Raw genomic sequence first — 17090 nt, 5'->3', positions numbered from 1 at the left:
GCCTGGCCGCGCTGCTATGCGGCCACTTCAGCGGCGCCGGCCGTCTTCTTCGCGCTTACGGCCATGCGGTCCGCGCCCCGCCGGGAGTCCGTGCGCGCCGCCGCCTTGCTGCTTGAGCGGCGGCGCGAGCGGACGGTAAAGCCTCGTCGATCATGACGACTTGCGCACGCGCAGGTACCAGTCGCACAGCAAACGCACCTGCTTCGGCGTGTAGCCCTTCGCGACCATACGGTTGACGAAGTCTTCGTGCTTGCGCTGTTCTTCCGCCGATCCTTTTGCATTGAACGAGATGACCGGCAAAAGTTCTTCCGTATTCGAGAACATCTTCTTTTCGATCACCACGCGCAGCTTCTCGTAGCTGATCCACGCCGGGTTCTTGCCGGCGTTGGCCGCGCGCGCGCGCAGCACGAAGTTGACGATCTCGTTGCGGAAATCCTTGGGATTGCTGATGCCGGCGGGCTTCTCGATCTTCTCCAGCTCGGCGTTGAGCGCCGCGCGGTCGAAGCTTTCGCCCGTATCGTGGTCGCGGAACTCCTGGTCCTGAATCCAGAAGTCGGCGTATGTGACATACCGGTCGAAAATGTTCTGCCCGTATTCCGAATACGATTCGAGGTAAGCGGTCTGAATCTCCTTGCCGATGAACTCGGCATAACGCGACGCGAGAACGTCCTTCACGAAGGACAGATACTTCTGCTCGGTTTCCGGCGGGAACTGCTCGCGCTCGATCTGTTGTTCGAGCACGTACATCAGGTGCACCGGGTTCGCGGCCACTTCGGTCGAATCGAAGTTGAATACGCGCGAGAGGATCTTGAACGCGAACCGTGTGGAGACCCCGTTCATGCCTTCGTCGACGCCGGCGAAGTCGCGGTACTCCTGATACGACTTCGCCTTCGGATCGGTGTCCTTGAGATTTTCGCCGTCGTAGACCTGCATCTTCGAAAAGAGGCTCGAATTCTCCGGTTCCTGCAGGCGCGTGAGCACGGACATCTGCGCCATCATCTTGAGCGTGCCCGGCGCGCACACGGCGTCGGCCAGCGACGAGTTGCGCAGCAGCTTCTCGTAGATCTTCATCTCTTCCGAGTAGCGCAGGCAGTACGGCACCTTCACCACGAAAATCCGGTCGAGCAGCGCCTCGTTGTTGCGGTTGTTGCGGAACGCCTTCCACTCCGACTCGTTCGAGTGCGCGAGGATGATGCCGTTGAACGGGATCGCGCCGAATCCTTCGGTGCCCTTGAAATTGCCTTCCTGGGTTGCCGTGAGGAGCGGGTGCAGCACCTTGATCGGCGCCTTGAACATTTCGACGAATTCGAGCAGGCCCTGGTTCGCGAGGCACAGGCCACCGGAATAGCTGTAGGCGTCGGCGTCATCCTGCGCGTACTGTTCGAGCTTGCGGATATCGACCTTGCCGACGAGCGACGAGATGTCCTGATTGTTCTCGTCGCCAGGCTCGGTCTTCGCAATGCCGATCTGGCGCAGGATCGAGGGATAGCGGCGCACCACGCGGAACTTGCGGATGTCACCGTTGTATTCGTGCAGGCGCTTGACCGCCCAGGGGCTCAGGATGCTGCGCAGGTAGCGGCGCGGAATGCCGTATTGCTCTTCGAGGATCGGGCCGTCTTCGTCGTAGTCGAAGAGGCCGAGCGGCGATTCGTTCACGGGCGATCCCTTGATCGAGTAGAACGGCACGCGCTCCATAAGCTGCTTCAGACGTTCGGCGATGGAGGACTTGCCGCCGCCCACCGGCCCGAGCAGGTAGAGAATCTGCTTCTTTTCTTCAAGCCCTTGCGCCGCATGGCGGAAGTACGCGACCACCTGCTCGATCACGTCCTCCATGCCATAGAATTCGCGAAATGCGGGATACACCTTGATGACCTTGTTCGCGAAGATGCGCGACAGGCGCGGGTCGTTTCTTGTATCGATCTGTTCGGGTTCGCCGATTGCAGCCAGCATGCGTTCGCCAGCCGTGGCATACGCACTGGGATCTTCCTTGCAGAGCGCGAGATACTCCTCAAGCGAGAATTCTTCCTCTCGCGTTTTTTCGAAGCGGTTCGCGAAGCTGCTGTAGATATCCATGCTACCTCCTCGCTAGATCTGCGACCGATGTCGTGCGCGGCGCGCTCATCGGAAACGACATCGCTCGAATTCATCCTAAACCCTTTTGGTTTTTTTTTCACACAGAAATCGCGCCGGATTCGAACCGGCGTTTTCCGGCTTGGAGAGCGGCAAGCTCCGTCTTACAATGATCTTCCCGACCCGTGCAAAATCCGGACCGGCAATGCATTCGAGCGGCGCCCTGCGCTCCGGGCTGTTGTCCGTGCACGTCACCCTCCATTTTTTTCCATTCTTGCGTGTCGAACCTGCCGGCGTCGGCACGGTGCCGCGCATTGCGCAGCAGGTCGCCGCGGTCTTGCGCGCCCCTCACCGCAATAGCGGCTTCGGTTGCAGCTTCGCCCTGGGTAACTGGCAGAAATGACAGCTTGCGCCAGCAGACAAGGCATTCCGCGCGCATGAAAAAGCCGTCGCGCAGAGCGCCGACGGCTTCAGTTCCCACCTCGGTCCGACATCGCGGGTTCCGCGTTCTCAGACGAACTCGATCTCCACTTCGCCAAGCCCGTCGATGTGCCCGTGCAGCAGGCCGGGCCGGTCGATGCGATGCGCACCGACATAGGTGCCCGTGGTCACGGTCCATTCGGGTTCGATCGTAATGCCCATGGCCGCGCAATGGTTGACGAACCACACGAGCAGTTCGCGCGGATCGCCGGCCGGATTGCCCGGCGCTTCGGGCACGAGCGACTCGCCGTCGAACGACAGTTCGAGCTCGGGGGCGACGAAGTCCAGCGCGCGGGCGAGCGTGCCATAGGGCTGCGCATGACCGGTCACGAGCGCGCCGTTGTTCTGCGCGTCAGCGAGTTGCGCGAGCGGCGCGACATTGGGCCACTCGGCGTAGCGGCTATCGACAACCTCGATGGCCGGCAGGATTTGCCCGACCCGTGCGAGCACCTCGTCGCGCGCATAGGCTTCGCCGCGCGGCGCGATCGGCTCGGCAAAACGGAACGCGATCTCCAGTTCCACCAGCACGCGGAAAAATGCCTGGCGCTCGAGGCGCACGGGCGAGACGTACACGAGCGGCGCCGGAATCGGTGCCCCCGAAGCGGGAGCGCCGGGAGCCTTCGCGCCGATCTTCCAGCCGCCCGTCACGGTGCCGAGACCCGCAATCACGGCCTGCTGGATGGCATAGGCCGTGGCCGCGTCGGGCGGCAGGCGCTCGGGCGCCACCGTGTCGATCATTTGATGCCGGCGGCGCGCATTCACGAGGCGCTGCGCGAGATCGTCATGCGTCATGTCTGGGTCCTCTTGCGCTGTCTCGCGAGGCCGGGCGGTTGCCGGCGCGGCGGACGGTCGTTGCGATCGTTAGGGGTTGTTCCAGGTCGTTTTGCGTACAGGCTCTCTACGGGACCGCTCGTCGAAAGCGCCGGCGAACTCGGGCATGGCGCGCGCCGGAAAGGATTTCGCCCGCCGCCGCGCAAGCGCGCAGTGTACCCCGGCGCCCTGGCCGCGTTCGTGACACCGCCCGTCAATTTACCGTAACCGCAAGCGCGCAGCGTGTGCGTCACCCCTTATGGGACGAAAAGGAACGAAAAACGCCGCTGCGGGCGCAGCGGCGTGCGGTACGTACCGTGGCGTTTCCCGGCTCGGGCCCGGGTGCCTCCCGGGCGCCACGGATTCCTAGAAAGTTTCCCAGTCGTCGTCGCTGCCGGCGGCGACCGGCGTTGCCGCCGCCGGTGCCGCGGCTGCCGCGGCAGCGCGCACCGCAGGCCGCGCGGGCCGGACAGCCGGGCGAGCCGCGGGTTTCGCCGCGGCGGAAGCTGCCGGGAGCGCCGGCCGGGCGGGTACGGATACGGCTACGGCCCCTGCGGCCTGGACAGTCGGCTTCGGCGCGGCCGTCGCCGCGGGTGCCGCGCTGCGGATCGCCGCCGGCTTCGCCGGCGCGCCGAAGCCGGCCGCGTGGCCCGTGTCGTCGAGGCTGAACACCGCGACAGCCGAGCGCAGCCGGCTCGCCTGGTCTTCGAGCGACTGCGCGGCGGCCGCGGCCTCCTCGACGAGCGCGGCGTTCTGCTGCGTCACCTCGTCCATCTGGTTCACGGCGCGCGCCACCTGGTCGATGCCGCTCGATTGCTCCTGCGAGGCGGCCGCGATCTCGCCCATGATGTCCGTCACGCGCTGCACGGCCGCGATGATCTCGCCCATCGTGCGGCCGGCTTCGTCCACGAGCGCCGTGCCGGTCTGCACGCGCTCGACCGAGGTGTCGATGAGGGCCTTGATCTCCTTGGCCGCCGCCGAAGAGCGCTGCGCGAGGCTGCGCACCTCGCCCGCGACCACCGCGAAACCGCGCCCCTCCTCGCCCGCGCGCGCCGCTTCCACGGCCGCGTTCAGCGCCAGGATATTGGTCTGGAAAGCAATGCCTTCGATGATCGTGATGATCTCGGCAATCTTCGCCGAGCTCTGGTTGATGTCGCCCATCGTGCCCACCACCTGGCTCACGACGCTGTTGCCCTTGTTGGCGATCTCGGAGGCGTTGGCCGCGAGCGCGCTGGCCTGGCGGGCGTTGTCGGCGTTCTGCTTCACGGTGCCCGTGAGCTGCTCCATGCTCGAGGCGGTCTCCTGCAGCGCGGAAGCCTGTTCCTCGGTCCGCGACGAGAGGTCGATGTTGCCCGCCGCGATCTGGCGCGTCGCGGTGGCGATCGATTCGGTGCCTTCGCGCACGCTGCGCACCGTGTCGATCAGGCTGCGCTGCATCTTCGAGACGCCGCCCAGCAGATCGCCCATTTCGTCGCGCCGGTCCACGCTCACCGAGCGCCGCAGGTCGCCGCCGGCGATCGCCTCGAAATGGCCGAGCGCCTCGGCCAGCGGCCCGGCGATCGCGCGGCGCAGCGTGAAGAACGAGAAGGCGGCCGCGCCGATGCCCACGAGCAGCGCCACGACGCTGGCGATGCGCAGCTCCTGGTGCGCCGCCTCGGCGTCCTCGTAGCCCTGCTCCGCCTGCGTGCTCTGCAGCTTGTCGAGCTCCTCGTCGGCCTTGGCAAGGTCGTCGTAGGCAGCCTGCACGCCCTTTGCGGCGGCAACGAGCTTCGTCTGGTCGCCGCCCGCGACGACCGCGGCGAAGGCGTCCGCGGCCTGGTGCAGCGTGTCGCGCCGCGCACTCACTTCCTGCGCAAGGCGGTCTTCTTCCGCATCGCGCGGAAGAGCGAGATATTTCTTCCACCAGTCGTCGGAGATGCCGCGCATCATGTGCGCGCGCTCCAGCGTAGGCGCGACTTCGGGCGTACCCATCTCGAAGCCCGCACGGTCGAGCACGAGCCGCTCGCGCGCGGCGTAAAGCTCGGAGACATTGATGGCGCGGGCGCTCGGCATCTGATTGGCGTAGGTGTCGAGGTACGCTTCGTTGGCCCGCCGGAGGCCAAGCAGCCCCAACACGCTGATGACGGCGACGAGCGTCGCCAGAAATATCATCGTGAGGCCGATGCGCGCCTTGATGCTGATGCCCTTGTTCATGACCCTCCCCGTGCATACCGTGATGGCGAACGCTTGATCGCCACGATTCGAGCCTGTGCTCTAAAGCGTGTTTACGGCAAACGTTTGGAGAGACTTGAAAAAACTAAATGGTCTGAGGATAACGCCCTGATGCGCCGGGAAAAATTACAAAACACCGACGCGCGGATGCGCGGCACCGAAGGCGCCAGGCTGGCAGCGGCCCGGCGGAAGCCCTCGGCCCGATCGCTTCAGGCCGCGAGCGACGGCACGGCCATCGAGCCGCCCAGCGGCGCCGTGGACTCGCGCGCGATCAGGCGCGGCGCCATCACGCGGCGGCGGCCCGGACCCGGCTGCGCCAGCGCGCCGCCGGCAATCCGCTCGATCAGCGTGAGCGCGGCGAGTTCGCCCAGCGCCCGCACCGACTGGCCGACGGTGGAGAGCGTGGGCCAGGTGAAGTGGCCAAACTGGATGTCGTCGAAGCCGATGATCGAGCAGTCGCCGGGCACCGAAAGGCCGCGCTCGGCGGCGGCGCGCAACGCCCCGATGCCCATCATGTCGTTGCACGCGAAGATCGCCGTCGGCCGCGTGCCGTCGAGCAGGCGGGCCGCCGCGTGGTAGCCGCCCGTGCCCGAGAAGTCGCCTTCGACGATCGCGCCCGGCGGAACCTCGATGCCGCGCTCGGCCATCGCACGCAAAAAGCCATGCACGCGCATCGCGCTCACCGCCGTCGTCACCGGCCCCGTGATGCAGCCAATGCGCGAATGCCCGAGTTCGATCAGGTGGCGTGTAGCGAGCCACGCGCCGCGCTCGTGGTCGATCTGCACGAGGTCGGCGTTGAGTCCCTCGATGTTGCGATCGACCACCACGAGCGGCTCGCGCGCGTGGGCGAGCGTGCCGGCGAGCACGGCGTCGTCGCCCGCCGACGCGACGATCAGCCCGTCGATGCGCTTTTCCTGCAGCACGCGCAGGTAGTTGCGCTGCTTGTCCGGGTCGTCGTCCGAATTGCAGAAGAACACGCAATAGCCCTTCTTCGCACAGCCGTCCTCGACCCCGCGCGCGAGCTCCGCGAAATACGGATTCGTGCCGTTCGGCACGAGCAGCCCGACAGTCGCCGTCGCGCGCGCCTTGAGCGAACGCGCCACGGCCGAAGGCACGTAGTCCAACTCGCGGATCGCACGCTCCACCTTGGCCCGCACGTCGGCCGAGACCGGCCGCGAATTGTTGACCACGTGCGACACCGTCGTGAACGACACCCCCGCCACGGCGGCCACATCCTTGATCGTCGCCATTTTTTCTGTTGCTCCTGCCTGGTTCACTGCTAGTTGCAGCCGCTTTGCGTGCCTGCACCTGCCTGCGCCGCTTGCCCCATGTTGCGGCTGCGCGCGCCGCAACGCGGCTAAAGCCCTCGACGGCCCGCCCCCGAGCGGACCGCGCCCTCTCAATCGATTGTTATGTACTGCGCCTGCCCTTGCGGCTGCGGTACGTGTCGAGCACGACCGCCACCACGATCACCGCGCCGGTGATGATGCGCTTGGTCGGCTCGTTCGCGCCGATCTGCGCGAGCCCCGCCGCCAGCACCGAAATGATCAACACGCCGAAGAACGTGCTGATCACCGACCCTCTGCCGCCCATGAGGCTCGTTCCGCCGATCACGACGGCCGCGATCACCTGCAGTTCGAGCCCGTCGCCCGCGTTCGGATCCGCCGCTTCGAGCCGCGAGATCTGGAACAGCGCCGCGAGCCCCGAGAGCGCGCCCATGAGCGCGAACACGATCACCTTGTACGGGCGCGGGTCGACACCCGCCAGCCGCACCGCCTCCTCGTTCGTGCCGATGCCGATCAGGTAGCGGCCGAACACCGTGCGCGTGAGCACGAGCTGCGCGATCACCATGACCGCGACGGCGATCAGGAACGCCGGCGAAATGCCGAGCGCGATCGGGTTCGAGAGGAAGTCGAACGCGTCGCCGATATAGGCCGTGCGCGAGTTCGTCATCTGATAGGCGAGGCCGCGCGCCGCTTCGAGCACGCCCAGCGAAACGATGAACGACGGGATCCGCCAGCCCACCGTGACGGCGCCCGTGAACGTGCCCGTCGCGGCGGCGGCCACCAGCCCGAGCAGCGCGGCCGGCAACGCGCCCCAGCCCCACTTGAGCGACGCGACGCTCACCACCGAGGCGCCGAGCGCGAGCACCGAACCCACCGAAAGGTCGATGCCCGCGATGATCAAAACGAAGGTCATGCCCACCGACATCACGACGAGATCCGGAATCTGGTTCGCGATCGTGCTGAAGGTGTCGTAAGTCAGGAAGTGCGAGCTCAGCAGCGAGAACAGCACGATCATCGCGAGGAGCGCGAGCGCGAGGCCCAGATAGTTCGAGAACGCGGAACGCCTGCTCACCGGCTTCATGGCCGGCTGCACCGCCACGGCGGCGGGTTCGCCGCCCGGTTGCCCGCGCAACGGTTGATTCGTCATGGTGCTGCGCCTCCTTGGGGATCGTCGCGCTCGCCGCCGCGCGGCTCATCGCCTTGCGGTTCGCCCGCCGGCGCCTGCGGCAGATCCGCGGCGTCGGCAAGCAGCGCGTCCTCGGCGCGGTGGCCCGCGAACGCCGCGCCGAGCAGCGCATCCTGCGACCACTGCCCGCGCGCGAAGGTCGCCGTCATCCGGCCCGCCGACATCACGCCGATGCGGTCGCAGATCAGCATCAGCTCGCGCAGATCGCTCGACACGACGACGAGTGCCCGGCCCTCGCGCGCGAGCGCGCTCATCAGCGCGTAGATCTCGAAGCGCGCCCCCACGTCGATGCCGCGCGTCGGCTCGTCGAACAGCAGCACGCGCACGTCGGAGGTGAGGCCGCGCGCGAGCCAGCGCGCGATCACGACCTTCTGCTGGTTGCCGCCCGAGAGCTCGCCCACGGCCTGGCGCGGCCCGGCCGCGCGGATGTGCAAGGCGTCGATCTGCCCGCGGGCGAGTGCGTGCTCCCGGGCGCCGTCGATCACGCCATAGCGCGACACCGCGCCGAGATTGCCGAGCGTGACGTTAGCCGCGACCGGCTGGGGCAGCAGCAGGCCCTCGCCCTTGCGGTCCTCCGTGATCAGCGCGATGCCGAGCCGCACGGCGTCGGCCGGCGCGTCGATCTTCACGGGCACCGGCGCCGCGCCCGGCTGCGGCGCGAGCGCGACGCTGCCGCGATCCTTCGGGTCGGCGCCGTAGATGAGGCGCATCAGCTCGGTGCGGCCGGCGCCGATCAGCCCGGACACGCCGAAAATCTCGCCCGCGCGCACCTCGAACGATACGTCGCGCACGGCATTCGCCCGGCCGAGGCCCTCGACCTTCAGGAGCGGCGCGCCGATGCGCCGCTCGCCGAGATCGATATGCTCGCCAAGCTCGCGGCCCACCATCAGCGCGACGATGCGCTCGGGCGTGAGGTTCTCCATGCCGTCCACGCGCACGAGGCGGCCGTCGCGCAGCACCGCGACGCGCTGCGCGATCTGTTCGAGTTCCTCCAGCCGGTGCGAGATGTACACGAGCGCCACCCCGCGCGCCTTGAGCCGCGCGATCTGCTCGAACAGCAGCTCGACCTCGCGGCCGGTCAGCATGGCCGTGGGTTCGTCGAGGATCAGCACGCGGGTTTCGCCGATCAGGTTGCGCGCGATCTCCACGAGCTGCTGGTGGCCGATGCCAAGTTCGCCCACCGGCGTGCCGGGATCGATCGCCTCCAGCCCCACCTGCGCCATGGCGGCGCGCGCGTCCTCGGCAAGCCGCCGGCGGTCGATCCAGCCGAGGCGCAGCGCGCCCGCCTGGGGCAAGCGGTTGAGAAACAGGTTTTCCGCCACCGACAGCGTGGGCAGCAGGTTCAGCTCCTGCATCACCATGCGCACGCCCAGCGCCTCCGCCTCGCGGCGGCTCGCGGGCGCATAGGGACGGCCCAGCAGCGTCATGCTGCCCGCGCTCGGGGAGATGAGGCCGCCAATGATCTTCGAGAGCGTGCTCTTGCCCGCGCCGTTTTCGCCCGTCAGCGCCAATACCTCGCCCGCGTGGAGGGCGAGGCTGACGTCGGCGAGCACCGGCTGCTCATAGGTTTTGCCGACGCCCGTCACCGCGAACACCTCGTGGGCGGCGGGAATCACGTCGGGGGCACTTGCATCCATCACGATCCTGTAGTCGCGAGCCTCGCCGCGCGTGGCAAGAGCCGGCCGGCGCCGCGGCGCCCGCTGCCTGCCGGGACCGCGCCGCCGGCGTGCGCGGCGTTTGGTGTGGCGCAACAAAATCGCAAGGTCGGGGCCTCGTCTGCCCGAGGCGTCGATTTCGCTGCCATCACCTTACGAATAACGGCCGGCCGGCGCGTTTCTTGAGCGCCTGCTTCATTGTGCGCTTCGAGGGGCTTCCCGCCGCGGCGGCGCTGCGCCGGCCTCGCGTGCTCAGAGCCAGCCCGCGCGGCGGAACAGGAAATACAGCATCACGTCGATGGCCGCCATGACGGCGAGGCAGACCGGGTAGCCGTAGCGGTAATGTAGCTCCGGAATCTCCTGGAAGTTCATTCCGTAGATACCCGCAATCATCGTCGGCACGGCGAAGAGCGCGGCGAACGAGCCGAGGCGCTTCGTCACTTCGCTTTCCGCGAGCGAAATCATGCCGAGATTCACCTGGATCGCGGTGACGATCATTTCGCGGCGCGCGTCGACAAGATTGGAGACGCGCACGAGATGGTCGTAGACGTCGCGGTAGTACGCCTGCATGCCCACGCAGATCGGCGGAATGCGCCCGCCCACCAGCTTGCCCACGGCCTCCACGAGCGGCGAGACGTGATGCTGGAGGATCACGAGGCGGCGCTTGAGCGAGTAGAGATCCTCGATGATGCCGCGCGAGGCGGAAACGCCGTGCTTCTCGAAGATGCGGTCCTCCAGCTCCTCGATCTCGCCCGAGAGCGCGTCCAGCACCGGCATGTAGCGGTCCACCACGCTGTCGATGAGCGCATAGAGCACGAAACCCGCGCCCTCCTTGAGCAGCTCCGGCTCGCGCTCGCAGCGCGCGCGCACGTCCTGGAAGCCCTGCAGCGTGCGATGGCGGACCGAAAGCACGAAATTCGGCCCGGCGAACACGTTGACCTGCCCCATGGCCAGTTCGCCGTCCTCGCCGATCTCGATGGTGTGGAGCACGGCGAACAGCGTGCCGCCATACTCCTCGATCTTCGGCCGCTGCCTGCCGTTCATGACGTCTTCGATCGCGAGCGCGTGCAGGCCGAACTCCTCCTTCATCGCGTCCATCTCGCCGGCGTCGGGGTCCTTGAGCGCAACCCAGACGAAGCACTCGGGTCGGGCGAGATAGTCGCTGATGTCCTTCAGCGGAATATCGCCCAGCTTTCTTCCGCCCTCGTAGGCGGCGCAATTGATCAGCATGTCGTATTCGTCCTGGCTCGTCCTGACGACGGCGTTCGTTGCGGCGCGGCGCACCGGCGCCACGCTCCTGCGCCGGATTGACCCCCGGGCGACCGCCGGGGTTCCCGGCATGCCGCGAGGCGCGCAGGGGCTACTGTGCCACCCGGCGGATCAGAATGCGGTGATCCTTGCCGAACGCGACGCTCGCACGGTTCGTATAGCGCGGATCGACCGCGAAGCGAATCTCCACCAGGGGATCGAACTGGGTGCTCACGCCGATCCGGTGAACGCCCGGACTCAGGTAGAACACCACGTGCTCGCCGTTCATCAGGTCCGTGACACGCTGGCCGTCGACGTAGACGGGCGCGTCGCGGAACCGGACGATCACGTTGCCGGTGCGCTCGCGCCGCACGTCCACCGCCACGAGCCCGTCGCCCGGCTGCGTGTAGGCCGGCAGCAGGATGCGCTCGACGGGAACGGCCTTGAACGGCATGGGCGGCTCCGGCGTTTCCGCGCAGCCGCCGAGCGCCAGGACGAAGGCCAGAACAAAGGCCAGCGTGACGCCGGCGACAAGCGCAGGCACGTTGGACGAGGCGTGGAACGCGCGCGACGGCATGGAAGCTTCCCCTGAGTGTGTCGTTGTGGCTTTGGCCTGATTTTGGCCTGGCGTTGACTCGCTACGCCTTCGATGCATGCTGCATTGCACCGATCTCGACCGTGCCGCAGCGTTCATGCATGGTATATGCTTCGTGTGGCTGACGGCAGCCGCCCGCCGTTCCTCACGACGGTTTTGCTCTCGCCAACAGGAGACGAATACGATGTGGTATTTCTCGTGGATCCTCGGCATCGGCGTGGCGCTCGGCTTCGGCATCATCAATGCAATGTGGCTCGACGCCAACAGCAAGCTCACCGGCGAAGTCCAAAGCGGTCAAGGTGACGACGCATCGGCCGGCAAGGCCCCGACCCGCCGCACGTGACACGGCTCGTTTTCTTCTGCGGCCACGCGGGCACCGGCAAGACCACCCTCGCGAAGCGCCTGATCGGCCCGCTTCGCCACGCGACTAGCGAGCCCTTCTGCCTGCTCGACAAGGACACGCTCTACGGCCGCACCGGCGGTGCCGCCATGACGGCGCTCACCGGCAACCCCAACGACCGCGACAGCCCGCTCTTCCTGCAGCATCTGCGCGACCCGGAGTACCTGGGGCTCGTCGATACCGCGCGTGAAAACCTCGAACTCGGCGTGAGCGTGCTCGCGGTGGCCCCGCTTTCGCGCGAGATCCGCGAACGGCGCCTGTTCGACCGCGCGTGGCTCGGCATCGGCCCCGACGTGGCGCTCACGGTGGTCTGGGTGCAGACCGGGGAGGAAACGGCGCAGCGCCGCATCGTCGCGCGCGCGCATCCGGGCGACGCCTACAAGCTCGCGCATTGGGACGATTACCGGCAGCGCCGTTTCGTGCCGTCGGCCGCGCAGCTCGAGGGAGTCGCCGTGTTCGACAACACCGCCCCCACGGAAGCCGATTTCGACGCCTTGCTCCAGCGCATCGCAAAAGAAACACCGCCGGTCTGAGACCGACGGCGCGCACGGCCCTCTTCGTTTTCTTCGTTGATCTCGTGCTTTTTCGGCGGGTTCGCAGTCCGGCTACGTCAGGCCGCATCAAGCTGCGGCGGCCTGCGCGAGCGTGCGCGCATCGAGCGCCGCGCCTTCATACACCTGCCCGAAGCGGTTGGAAAGGAACTGCGCCAGCGACACCTGTTCCTGGCGCACGAAGCCTTTTTGCGGCAGCTGCTTTTCGCGGAACATGTCGAGCACCGCGCACATCGCGCCCGCCGTGGTGATCTGGATCGCGCTCATCGGCACGCCGCACACGGTCTTCGCGAAGATCTTGCGCGTAAACACCTCCTGCACGAGCTGGCCGTCGCGCATGCCGGTCACGGTCATGAAGATCAGCACGACGTCCTGCTCGGTGGCCGGCACGGCGCGGCGCAGGATGGACTTGAGCATGTCGCGGTCGGTGGCGAGGCGCAGGTCCTCCAGCAGGAACTGCATGAGCTCGCGGTGCCCCGGATAGCGCACCGACTTGTAATCGAGCGACTCGACCCGGCCCGCGAGCGTTTCGCAGAGCGTGCCCAAACCGCCCGACGTGTTGAACGCCTCGTACTCCACGCCGTCGAGCGAAAAGTGCTCGAGGCCTTCGAGCGGCTGGACCCATTGCGTGCGGCCGTCGCGGATCGCTTCGCAGGGCTGGCAGTACTCGTTGATGAGCCCGTCCACGCTCCACGTGAGGTTGTACTTGAGCGCGTTGGTGGGGAACTGCGGCAGCGCGCCGACGCGCATCTTGACCTCGCGGATCTCGCTGAAGCGGCTCGCGAGCGCATGCGCGACGATGCCGATGAAGCCGGGCGCGAGGCCGCATTGCGGCATGAAGACATGGTCGGCGCCCTCGGCGAGCGTGCGTATGGCGTGGGTGGCGCGCACGTCCTCGGTGAGGTCGAAGTAATGCACGCCCGAGCCCTTCGCCGCCGACGCGACGTTCACCGCAAGGTAGTACGGCAGCGCATTGACGAGCGCGTCGAAACCGGAAAGCGCGCCGCGCAGCGCGGCGGCGTCCGCCGAGTCCACGCGCTCGACGGGAATGCCGGTGGCGGCGAGCTTTTCGAGTGCCCGGGCGTCGCGGTCGAACGCGACCACCTCGTAGTCCCCGGTCTCGCGCAGCATGTGAGCAATGGTGTGGCCGATCAGGCCGGCGCCTGCAATCGCGACTTTCATCTTGCATCTCCCTGGTTTTATGGTCCGGAGGGCCGGCGGCGCCCTTTCCATCAAGTCTAGGGAGGTGCAAAAACGGTTTATAGATCCAAAATGCTGCGATTCGACCGCAAATTTCGACGATCCGACGATGCGATTCGTCATTTCGTCGAAACCGGCATCAATCGGGGGAAAATCAGGAAAAAATCAGGGCGGTCGTGCGTGGCGAAGACCCGGGCCCAAGGCCCTAACCCATGACCGAACCGCGGTCGATCTTGCGCGCCAGAACGATGGAGGTCGTGGTGCGCTCGACACCCGGCATGCCGCCGATCTGGTCGAGCAAGTCGTTGAGGCGATCCGGCGTTTCGGCGCGCACCCACGCGACATAGTCGTACTCGCCGCTCACCGCGCAGAGGAGCTGCACCTCCGGCATCCGGCCAAGACGCTTCTGCACGTCGGGACCATGCCGGGGTGCGATGATGAGCCCCACCCACGCCTGCAGGCTCGCGTCGAGCACATCCTGGCCGAGCCGCACGCCATACCCGGCAATCACCTGCGCGCGCTCGAGCCGCGCGATGCGCGCGAGCACCGTCGTGCGCGCCACGCCCAGCCGGCGCGCGAGGTTCGCGACACTCTCGCGCGCGTTCTCCTGCAGCAAGGCGACGAGGTTGCGGTCGAGGTCGTCGAGTTGGTCGAGGCGCGGAGGTCTCATCGATGGAATGTCTCTCGTGTGCGGACAATGGCATCATTATCGCCCGCGACGGGGTCCTGCCGGCATCCGTAACAAGGCGTGCAACAAGCTGCGAACACCGTGCCGCGCCGTTTGTTTCGGCGTATTCCGGACGGTTTCCGCGCGTTTCACTTGTAAGCAGTTGTCGCACAACAGCCGCAATGCAGCGTTAACGTGGTACTAATATCGCCTGCAACCGATACGGCACTGCGCCCTACTCGCTACGAAACGATCCAAGGAGCAACAATGAAGAAAGCTTTCGTCGTCCTTGCTGCCGCGCTCTCAATGAGCGGCGCCTTCGCGCAAACGGCCGCCTCGTCGGCCGCACCGTCCTCGGCAGCCGTCGAGGCGCACGCCGCGCAACACGAGCAACGCATCGAGGACCGCATCGACTACCTGCACTCGGCGCTGAAGATCACGCCCGAGCAGGAGCCGCTGTGGAAGACCTTCGCCGACCAGATGCGCGCCAACGGCTCAACCATGGCCGACCTCTACAAGCAGCGCGTGGAAGGCGAAAACACGCGTAACGCGCTCGACGACATGAAGCAGTACGCGCAGATCACGCAGGCCCACGCGGACGACATGCAGAAGCTCGTCACGGCGTTCGAGCCGCTCTACAACAGCTTCTCGGCCGACCAGAAGGCCCTCGCCGACAAGACCTTCCGTCACGGCGCACCGGCCGGCGGCAAGGGCCCGGCCCATCCGAAGCACAAGAGCAAGCCGAAGGCCGCGCCGGCCAGCGACGCCGCGGCTGCCAGCGCGCCGGCAGCAAACTAAGGCGCGCATCGCGGCTAGAAGCTAGAATCGCGGTACGCTTTTCGACCGAGCGACGGCCGGGCACCCTTGCCCGGCCGTCGTTGTTTGCGCAACCCGATTCACGCAAGAGCCCATGATTGAACTGACTCAACTCGACCTGCGCGGCGACGCCGCCGCCCGGCGCGTCGTCAAGGACGAAACCGTCGCTGTCGCGTTCGCCGCGGAACCCGGCGAACTCATGAGCCTCGAAGGCCCGAACCGCTATGCGCGCGGCGACGCGATCGTCACGGGCGCAACCGGCGAGCGCTGGGTGGTCTCGCGCGAGCGTTTCGACGCGAAGTACTTCCCCGCCAACGCCGCTCTGGCGCACGGCGAGCCCGGCGACTACCGCAACCGCCCTGCCGTCGTGCTGGCAAAGCGCATGGACGAGCCGTTCACGATTCGGCGCTCGGACGGCGGCGACCGTCTCGCCGGCGCGGCCGGCGACTGGGTCATGCAGTACGCACCCGGCGACTACGGCGTCGTGAAAGCCGAGCGCTTCGCCAAGGTCTATCGCGTTGCCGAATGAAGGCCGCTTGAAGGCGAGCCGGCAGAGCGCCCTGGCGCAGCCAGGGGCTCAAGCAAACTCTTCGTCCAGTTCCAGCGTCACTTCGCGCGACACGCTTTCGCCTTTGGCATGCTGCTCTTCGAGCGAGCCGATCGTCGCCTCCACATAAGCCCTCAGCACGGCAAAGCTGCGCGCGCGCTGGCGTGCGGGCAACGCGCGATAGCGCGCGAGCGCCGCGGGCGCGATCGCAATCGTGAGCGTCATGCGGCGGGCCACCGAGGCGAAACGCATTGCCACCCAATGCACGGTCAAGAGCGGCGCGCCGTTGTCGGCGGCCTGCTCGGCAAAGCGCGTTTGCTCGGGGAACAGGTCGGCGATCACGCGGGCGAGTTCCTCGAAGTCGGGGCTCGCGCATTCGAACAGATAGGCTTCCATCGATGCCAGTAAGAGAACGGGAAAAAACAGGATAAAAAACGCGCTGACCAGGCCAGCTTACGCCATGGACGCCGCCGCTCGCTTCGAACGGCATACGCGCCACAGCACGATGGCGACCGCGATGGCGAGCACGGCGTAGGTGCCGTCCACCTCCAGCAGCGCAAGCATGCGTGCCTGGTACATTGCCGCCGGCATGTCGATCAGCGCGTGAACCACGATGGTCAACGGCAGGATGCCCCGCCACCCGGCCCGCACGCCGCGCCACATGAGCACGGAAAAACCGATCTGGAACACGAACGCCGCCGTGCGCTCCATGGCGAACACGCCGGCAAACGTCGGGGAAAGATTCGCGAGGATCAGGTGGACGCGCAGCACGGCGTCCAGCGTGAGATTGCTGAGATGCGCGTCGAGCTCGCCGCGATTGGCAAGCACCGCGAAGACGATCCACTGCAGTTGCACGAGCACGCCGACGAGCCAGGCCTCCGCGCCGCCATGCCCGATGCCGTAAGCGAGGCCCGTGCCGTCCTCCGGCGCCGTGGCCGCGCGGTTCGCGCGGCGCGCGAGCAGCCGCATCGCGATGTAGCGCCCCACCTCCTCGCACACACCCGCCGCGAACGCCCCATACACGACGAAGGCGACCGGGTCGGCCAGCCACTGCGCGGTCGCGGGATTGTCGTGCAGCACATAGCCGTTGAGCGCGCGCTCGATCACCGTAGCGAACAGCGCGAACACCGCAATGCCCGAGATCGTGTCCCGCCAGTCGAGCGCGTACGGCCGGGAGAGCCGCCGGTACAGCAGCACGGGCAAGGCGGCGACGAACAGCGTCGCCAGCGCGAGGCACAGCAAGGTGATCGGGGCTACGGTCATGGAGATCCTGACGACATCCGGCGCGCGCCACTCGCGCGCCGCAGCCCGAATGATCGCAGATAACGGTATGGGCGCGTAGCCTCGCGCGGCGGGCGTGACGCAAAC

The 17090-nt window shown here is 67.1% G+C and carries 17 protein-coding genes; 4 read left to right on the top strand and 13 right to left on the bottom strand.

What is annotated here, in order from left to right; translation table 11 throughout:
- Positions 1 to 150 precede the first annotated feature (150 nt).
- The 9 genes from BAC01S_RS05095 to BAC01S_RS05055 form a co-directional block, all read right to left on the bottom strand.
- A complete protein-coding gene (locus BAC01S_RS05095) occupies positions 151 to 2073 on the bottom strand; it encodes a PrkA family serine protein kinase (RefSeq protein ID WP_027793788.1) in 1923 nt (640 codons plus the stop codon).
- A 97-nt stretch (positions 2074 to 2170) separates the two neighbouring features.
- Complete coding sequence (locus BAC01S_RS35015) at positions 2171 to 2551, bottom strand: hypothetical protein (protein WP_169740091.1); 381 nt, start codon at positions 2549 to 2551, stop codon at positions 2171 to 2173.
- 29 nt (positions 2552 to 2580) lie between these two features.
- Positions 2581 to 3342: a 2-keto-4-pentenoate hydratase gene (locus tag BAC01S_RS05085; RefSeq protein ID WP_027793786.1), complete on the bottom strand. Its 762-nt coding sequence runs from the start codon at positions 3340 to 3342 to the stop codon at positions 2581 to 2583.
- A 384-nt stretch (positions 3343 to 3726) separates the two neighbouring features.
- The gene (locus BAC01S_RS05080; RefSeq protein WP_027793785.1) at positions 3727 to 5553 is read right to left on the bottom strand and encodes a methyl-accepting chemotaxis protein; all 1827 of its coding nucleotides are present in this window, start codon (positions 5551 to 5553) and stop codon (positions 3727 to 3729) included.
- A gap of 227 nt (positions 5554 to 5780) precedes the next feature.
- Positions 5781 to 6821, bottom strand: coding sequence for a LacI family DNA-binding transcriptional regulator (locus BAC01S_RS05075; RefSeq protein ID WP_027793784.1), 1041 nt, complete (start codon positions 6819 to 6821; stop codon positions 5781 to 5783).
- A 160-nt stretch (positions 6822 to 6981) separates the two neighbouring features.
- The gene (locus BAC01S_RS05070) at positions 6982 to 8004 is read right to left on the bottom strand and encodes an ABC transporter permease (RefSeq protein WP_027793783.1); all 1023 of its coding nucleotides are present in this window, start codon (positions 8002 to 8004) and stop codon (positions 6982 to 6984) included.
- Entirely contained in the window at positions 8001 to 9680 is a 1680-nt protein-coding gene (locus BAC01S_RS30330) for a sugar ABC transporter ATP-binding protein (RefSeq protein WP_084168206.1), read from the bottom strand. Before BAC01S_RS30330 ends, BAC01S_RS05070 begins: the two co-directional genes overlap by 4 nt.
- 270 nt (positions 9681 to 9950) lie before the next feature.
- The gene (corA, locus tag BAC01S_RS05060) at positions 9951 to 10928 is read right to left on the bottom strand and encodes a magnesium/cobalt transporter CorA (RefSeq protein WP_027793782.1); all 978 of its coding nucleotides are present in this window, start codon (positions 10926 to 10928) and stop codon (positions 9951 to 9953) included.
- 130 nt (positions 10929 to 11058) lie between these two features.
- Positions 11059 to 11523, bottom strand: coding sequence for a hypothetical protein (locus BAC01S_RS05055; RefSeq protein ID WP_027793781.1), 465 nt, complete (start codon positions 11521 to 11523; stop codon positions 11059 to 11061).
- Between the two features lie 202 nt (positions 11524 to 11725).
- Here BAC01S_RS05055 and cydX point away from each other — a divergent pair, with 202 nt between their 5' ends.
- On the top strand, positions 11726 to 11884 hold the full coding sequence (gene cydX, locus BAC01S_RS35460) for a cytochrome bd-I oxidase subunit CydX (protein ID WP_052408687.1): 159 nt from the start codon (positions 11726 to 11728) through the stop codon (positions 11882 to 11884).
- Positions 11881 to 12474 (top strand): AAA family ATPase, encoded by a 594-nt coding sequence (locus BAC01S_RS05045; protein ID WP_027793780.1) that lies wholly within the window; start codon positions 11881 to 11883, stop codon positions 12472 to 12474. Before cydX ends, BAC01S_RS05045 begins: the two co-directional genes overlap by 4 nt.
- Positions 12475 to 12561: 87 nt before the next feature.
- On the opposite strand, the gene BAC01S_RS05040 is transcribed toward BAC01S_RS05045, so the two are convergent.
- Both BAC01S_RS05040 and BAC01S_RS05035 read right to left on the bottom strand, forming a co-directional pair.
- Entirely contained in the window at positions 12562 to 13674 is a 1113-nt protein-coding gene (locus BAC01S_RS05040; protein WP_027793779.1) for a saccharopine dehydrogenase family protein, read from the bottom strand.
- Between the two features lie 223 nt (positions 13675 to 13897).
- Positions 13898 to 14362, bottom strand: coding sequence for an Lrp/AsnC family transcriptional regulator (locus tag BAC01S_RS05035; protein ID WP_027793778.1), 465 nt, complete (start codon positions 14360 to 14362; stop codon positions 13898 to 13900).
- A gap of 264 nt (positions 14363 to 14626) precedes the next feature.
- Here BAC01S_RS05035 and BAC01S_RS05030 point away from each other — a divergent pair, with 264 nt between their 5' ends.
- Positions 14627 to 15157: a Spy/CpxP family protein refolding chaperone gene (locus tag BAC01S_RS05030; protein ID WP_027793777.1), complete on the top strand. Its 531-nt coding sequence runs from the start codon at positions 14627 to 14629 to the stop codon at positions 15155 to 15157.
- 112 nt (positions 15158 to 15269) lie between these two features.
- On the top strand, positions 15270 to 15704 hold the full coding sequence (locus BAC01S_RS05025; RefSeq protein ID WP_027793776.1) for a PGDYG domain-containing protein: 435 nt from the start codon (positions 15270 to 15272) through the stop codon (positions 15702 to 15704).
- Between the two features lie 48 nt (positions 15705 to 15752).
- On the opposite strand, the gene BAC01S_RS05020 is transcribed toward BAC01S_RS05025, so the two are convergent.
- Together BAC01S_RS05020 and BAC01S_RS05015 are read right to left on the bottom strand one after the other, a co-directional pair.
- Positions 15753 to 16118, bottom strand: a complete 366-nt coding sequence (locus BAC01S_RS05020) for a DUF3022 domain-containing protein (RefSeq protein WP_027793775.1) — start codon at positions 16116 to 16118, stop codon at positions 15753 to 15755.
- A 57-nt stretch (positions 16119 to 16175) separates the two neighbouring features.
- Positions 16176 to 16985, bottom strand: coding sequence for a YhfC family intramembrane metalloprotease (locus BAC01S_RS05015; RefSeq protein ID WP_027793774.1), 810 nt, complete (start codon positions 16983 to 16985; stop codon positions 16176 to 16178).
- Between the last annotated feature and the right edge of the window lie 105 nt (positions 16986 to 17090).

This window comes from Paraburkholderia acidipaludis NBRC 101816, from assembly GCF_000684975.1.
In the GTDB taxonomy this organism is placed as follows: domain Bacteria; phylum Pseudomonadota; class Gammaproteobacteria; order Burkholderiales; family Burkholderiaceae; genus Paraburkholderia; species Paraburkholderia acidipaludis.
Note: the sequence above shows the minus strand (reverse complement) of the source record. Positions and strands in the feature narration are given on the sequence as shown.

Excerpts from the sequence above, each read along its gene's own strand:
- BAC01S_RS05095 (WP_027793788.1), bottom strand. The coding sequence starts at position 2,073 with ATGGATATCTACAGCAGCTTCGCGAACCGCTTCGAAAAAACGCGAGAG.
- BAC01S_RS05085 (WP_027793786.1), bottom strand. The coding sequence starts at position 3,342 with ATGACGCATGACGATCTCGCGCAGCGCCTCGTGAATGCGCGCCGCCGG.
- BAC01S_RS05080 (WP_027793785.1), bottom strand. The coding sequence starts at position 5,553 with ATGAACAAGGGCATCAGCATCAAGGCGCGCATCGGCCTCACGATGATA.
- BAC01S_RS05075 (WP_027793784.1), bottom strand. The coding sequence starts at position 6,821 with ATGGCGACGATCAAGGATGTGGCCGCCGTGGCGGGGGTGTCGTTCACG.
- BAC01S_RS05070 (WP_027793783.1), bottom strand. The coding sequence starts at position 8,004 with ATGACGAATCAACCGTTGCGCGGGCAACCGGGCGGCGAACCCGCCGCC.
- BAC01S_RS30330 (WP_084168206.1), bottom strand. The coding sequence starts at position 9,680 with ATGGATGCAAGTGCCCCCGACGTGATTCCCGCCGCCCACGAGGTGTTC.
- corA (WP_027793782.1), bottom strand. The coding sequence starts at position 10,928 with ATGCTGATCAATTGCGCCGCCTACGAGGGCGGAAGAAAGCTGGGCGAT.
- BAC01S_RS05055 (WP_027793781.1), bottom strand. The coding sequence starts at position 11,523 with ATGCCGTCGCGCGCGTTCCACGCCTCGTCCAACGTGCCTGCGCTTGTC.
- cydX (WP_052408687.1), top strand. The coding sequence starts at position 11,726 with ATGTGGTATTTCTCGTGGATCCTCGGCATCGGCGTGGCGCTCGGCTTC.
- BAC01S_RS05040 (WP_027793779.1), bottom strand. The coding sequence starts at position 13,674 with ATGAAAGTCGCGATTGCAGGCGCCGGCCTGATCGGCCACACCATTGCT.
- BAC01S_RS05035 (WP_027793778.1), bottom strand. The coding sequence starts at position 14,362 with ATGAGACCTCCGCGCCTCGACCAACTCGACGACCTCGACCGCAACCTC.
- BAC01S_RS05030 (WP_027793777.1), top strand. The coding sequence starts at position 14,627 with ATGAAGAAAGCTTTCGTCGTCCTTGCTGCCGCGCTCTCAATGAGCGGC.
- BAC01S_RS05025 (WP_027793776.1), top strand. The coding sequence starts at position 15,270 with ATGATTGAACTGACTCAACTCGACCTGCGCGGCGACGCCGCCGCCCGG.
- BAC01S_RS05020 (WP_027793775.1), bottom strand. The coding sequence starts at position 16,118 with ATGGAAGCCTATCTGTTCGAATGCGCGAGCCCCGACTTCGAGGAACTC.
- BAC01S_RS05015 (WP_027793774.1), bottom strand. The coding sequence starts at position 16,985 with ATGACCGTAGCCCCGATCACCTTGCTGTGCCTCGCGCTGGCGACGCTG.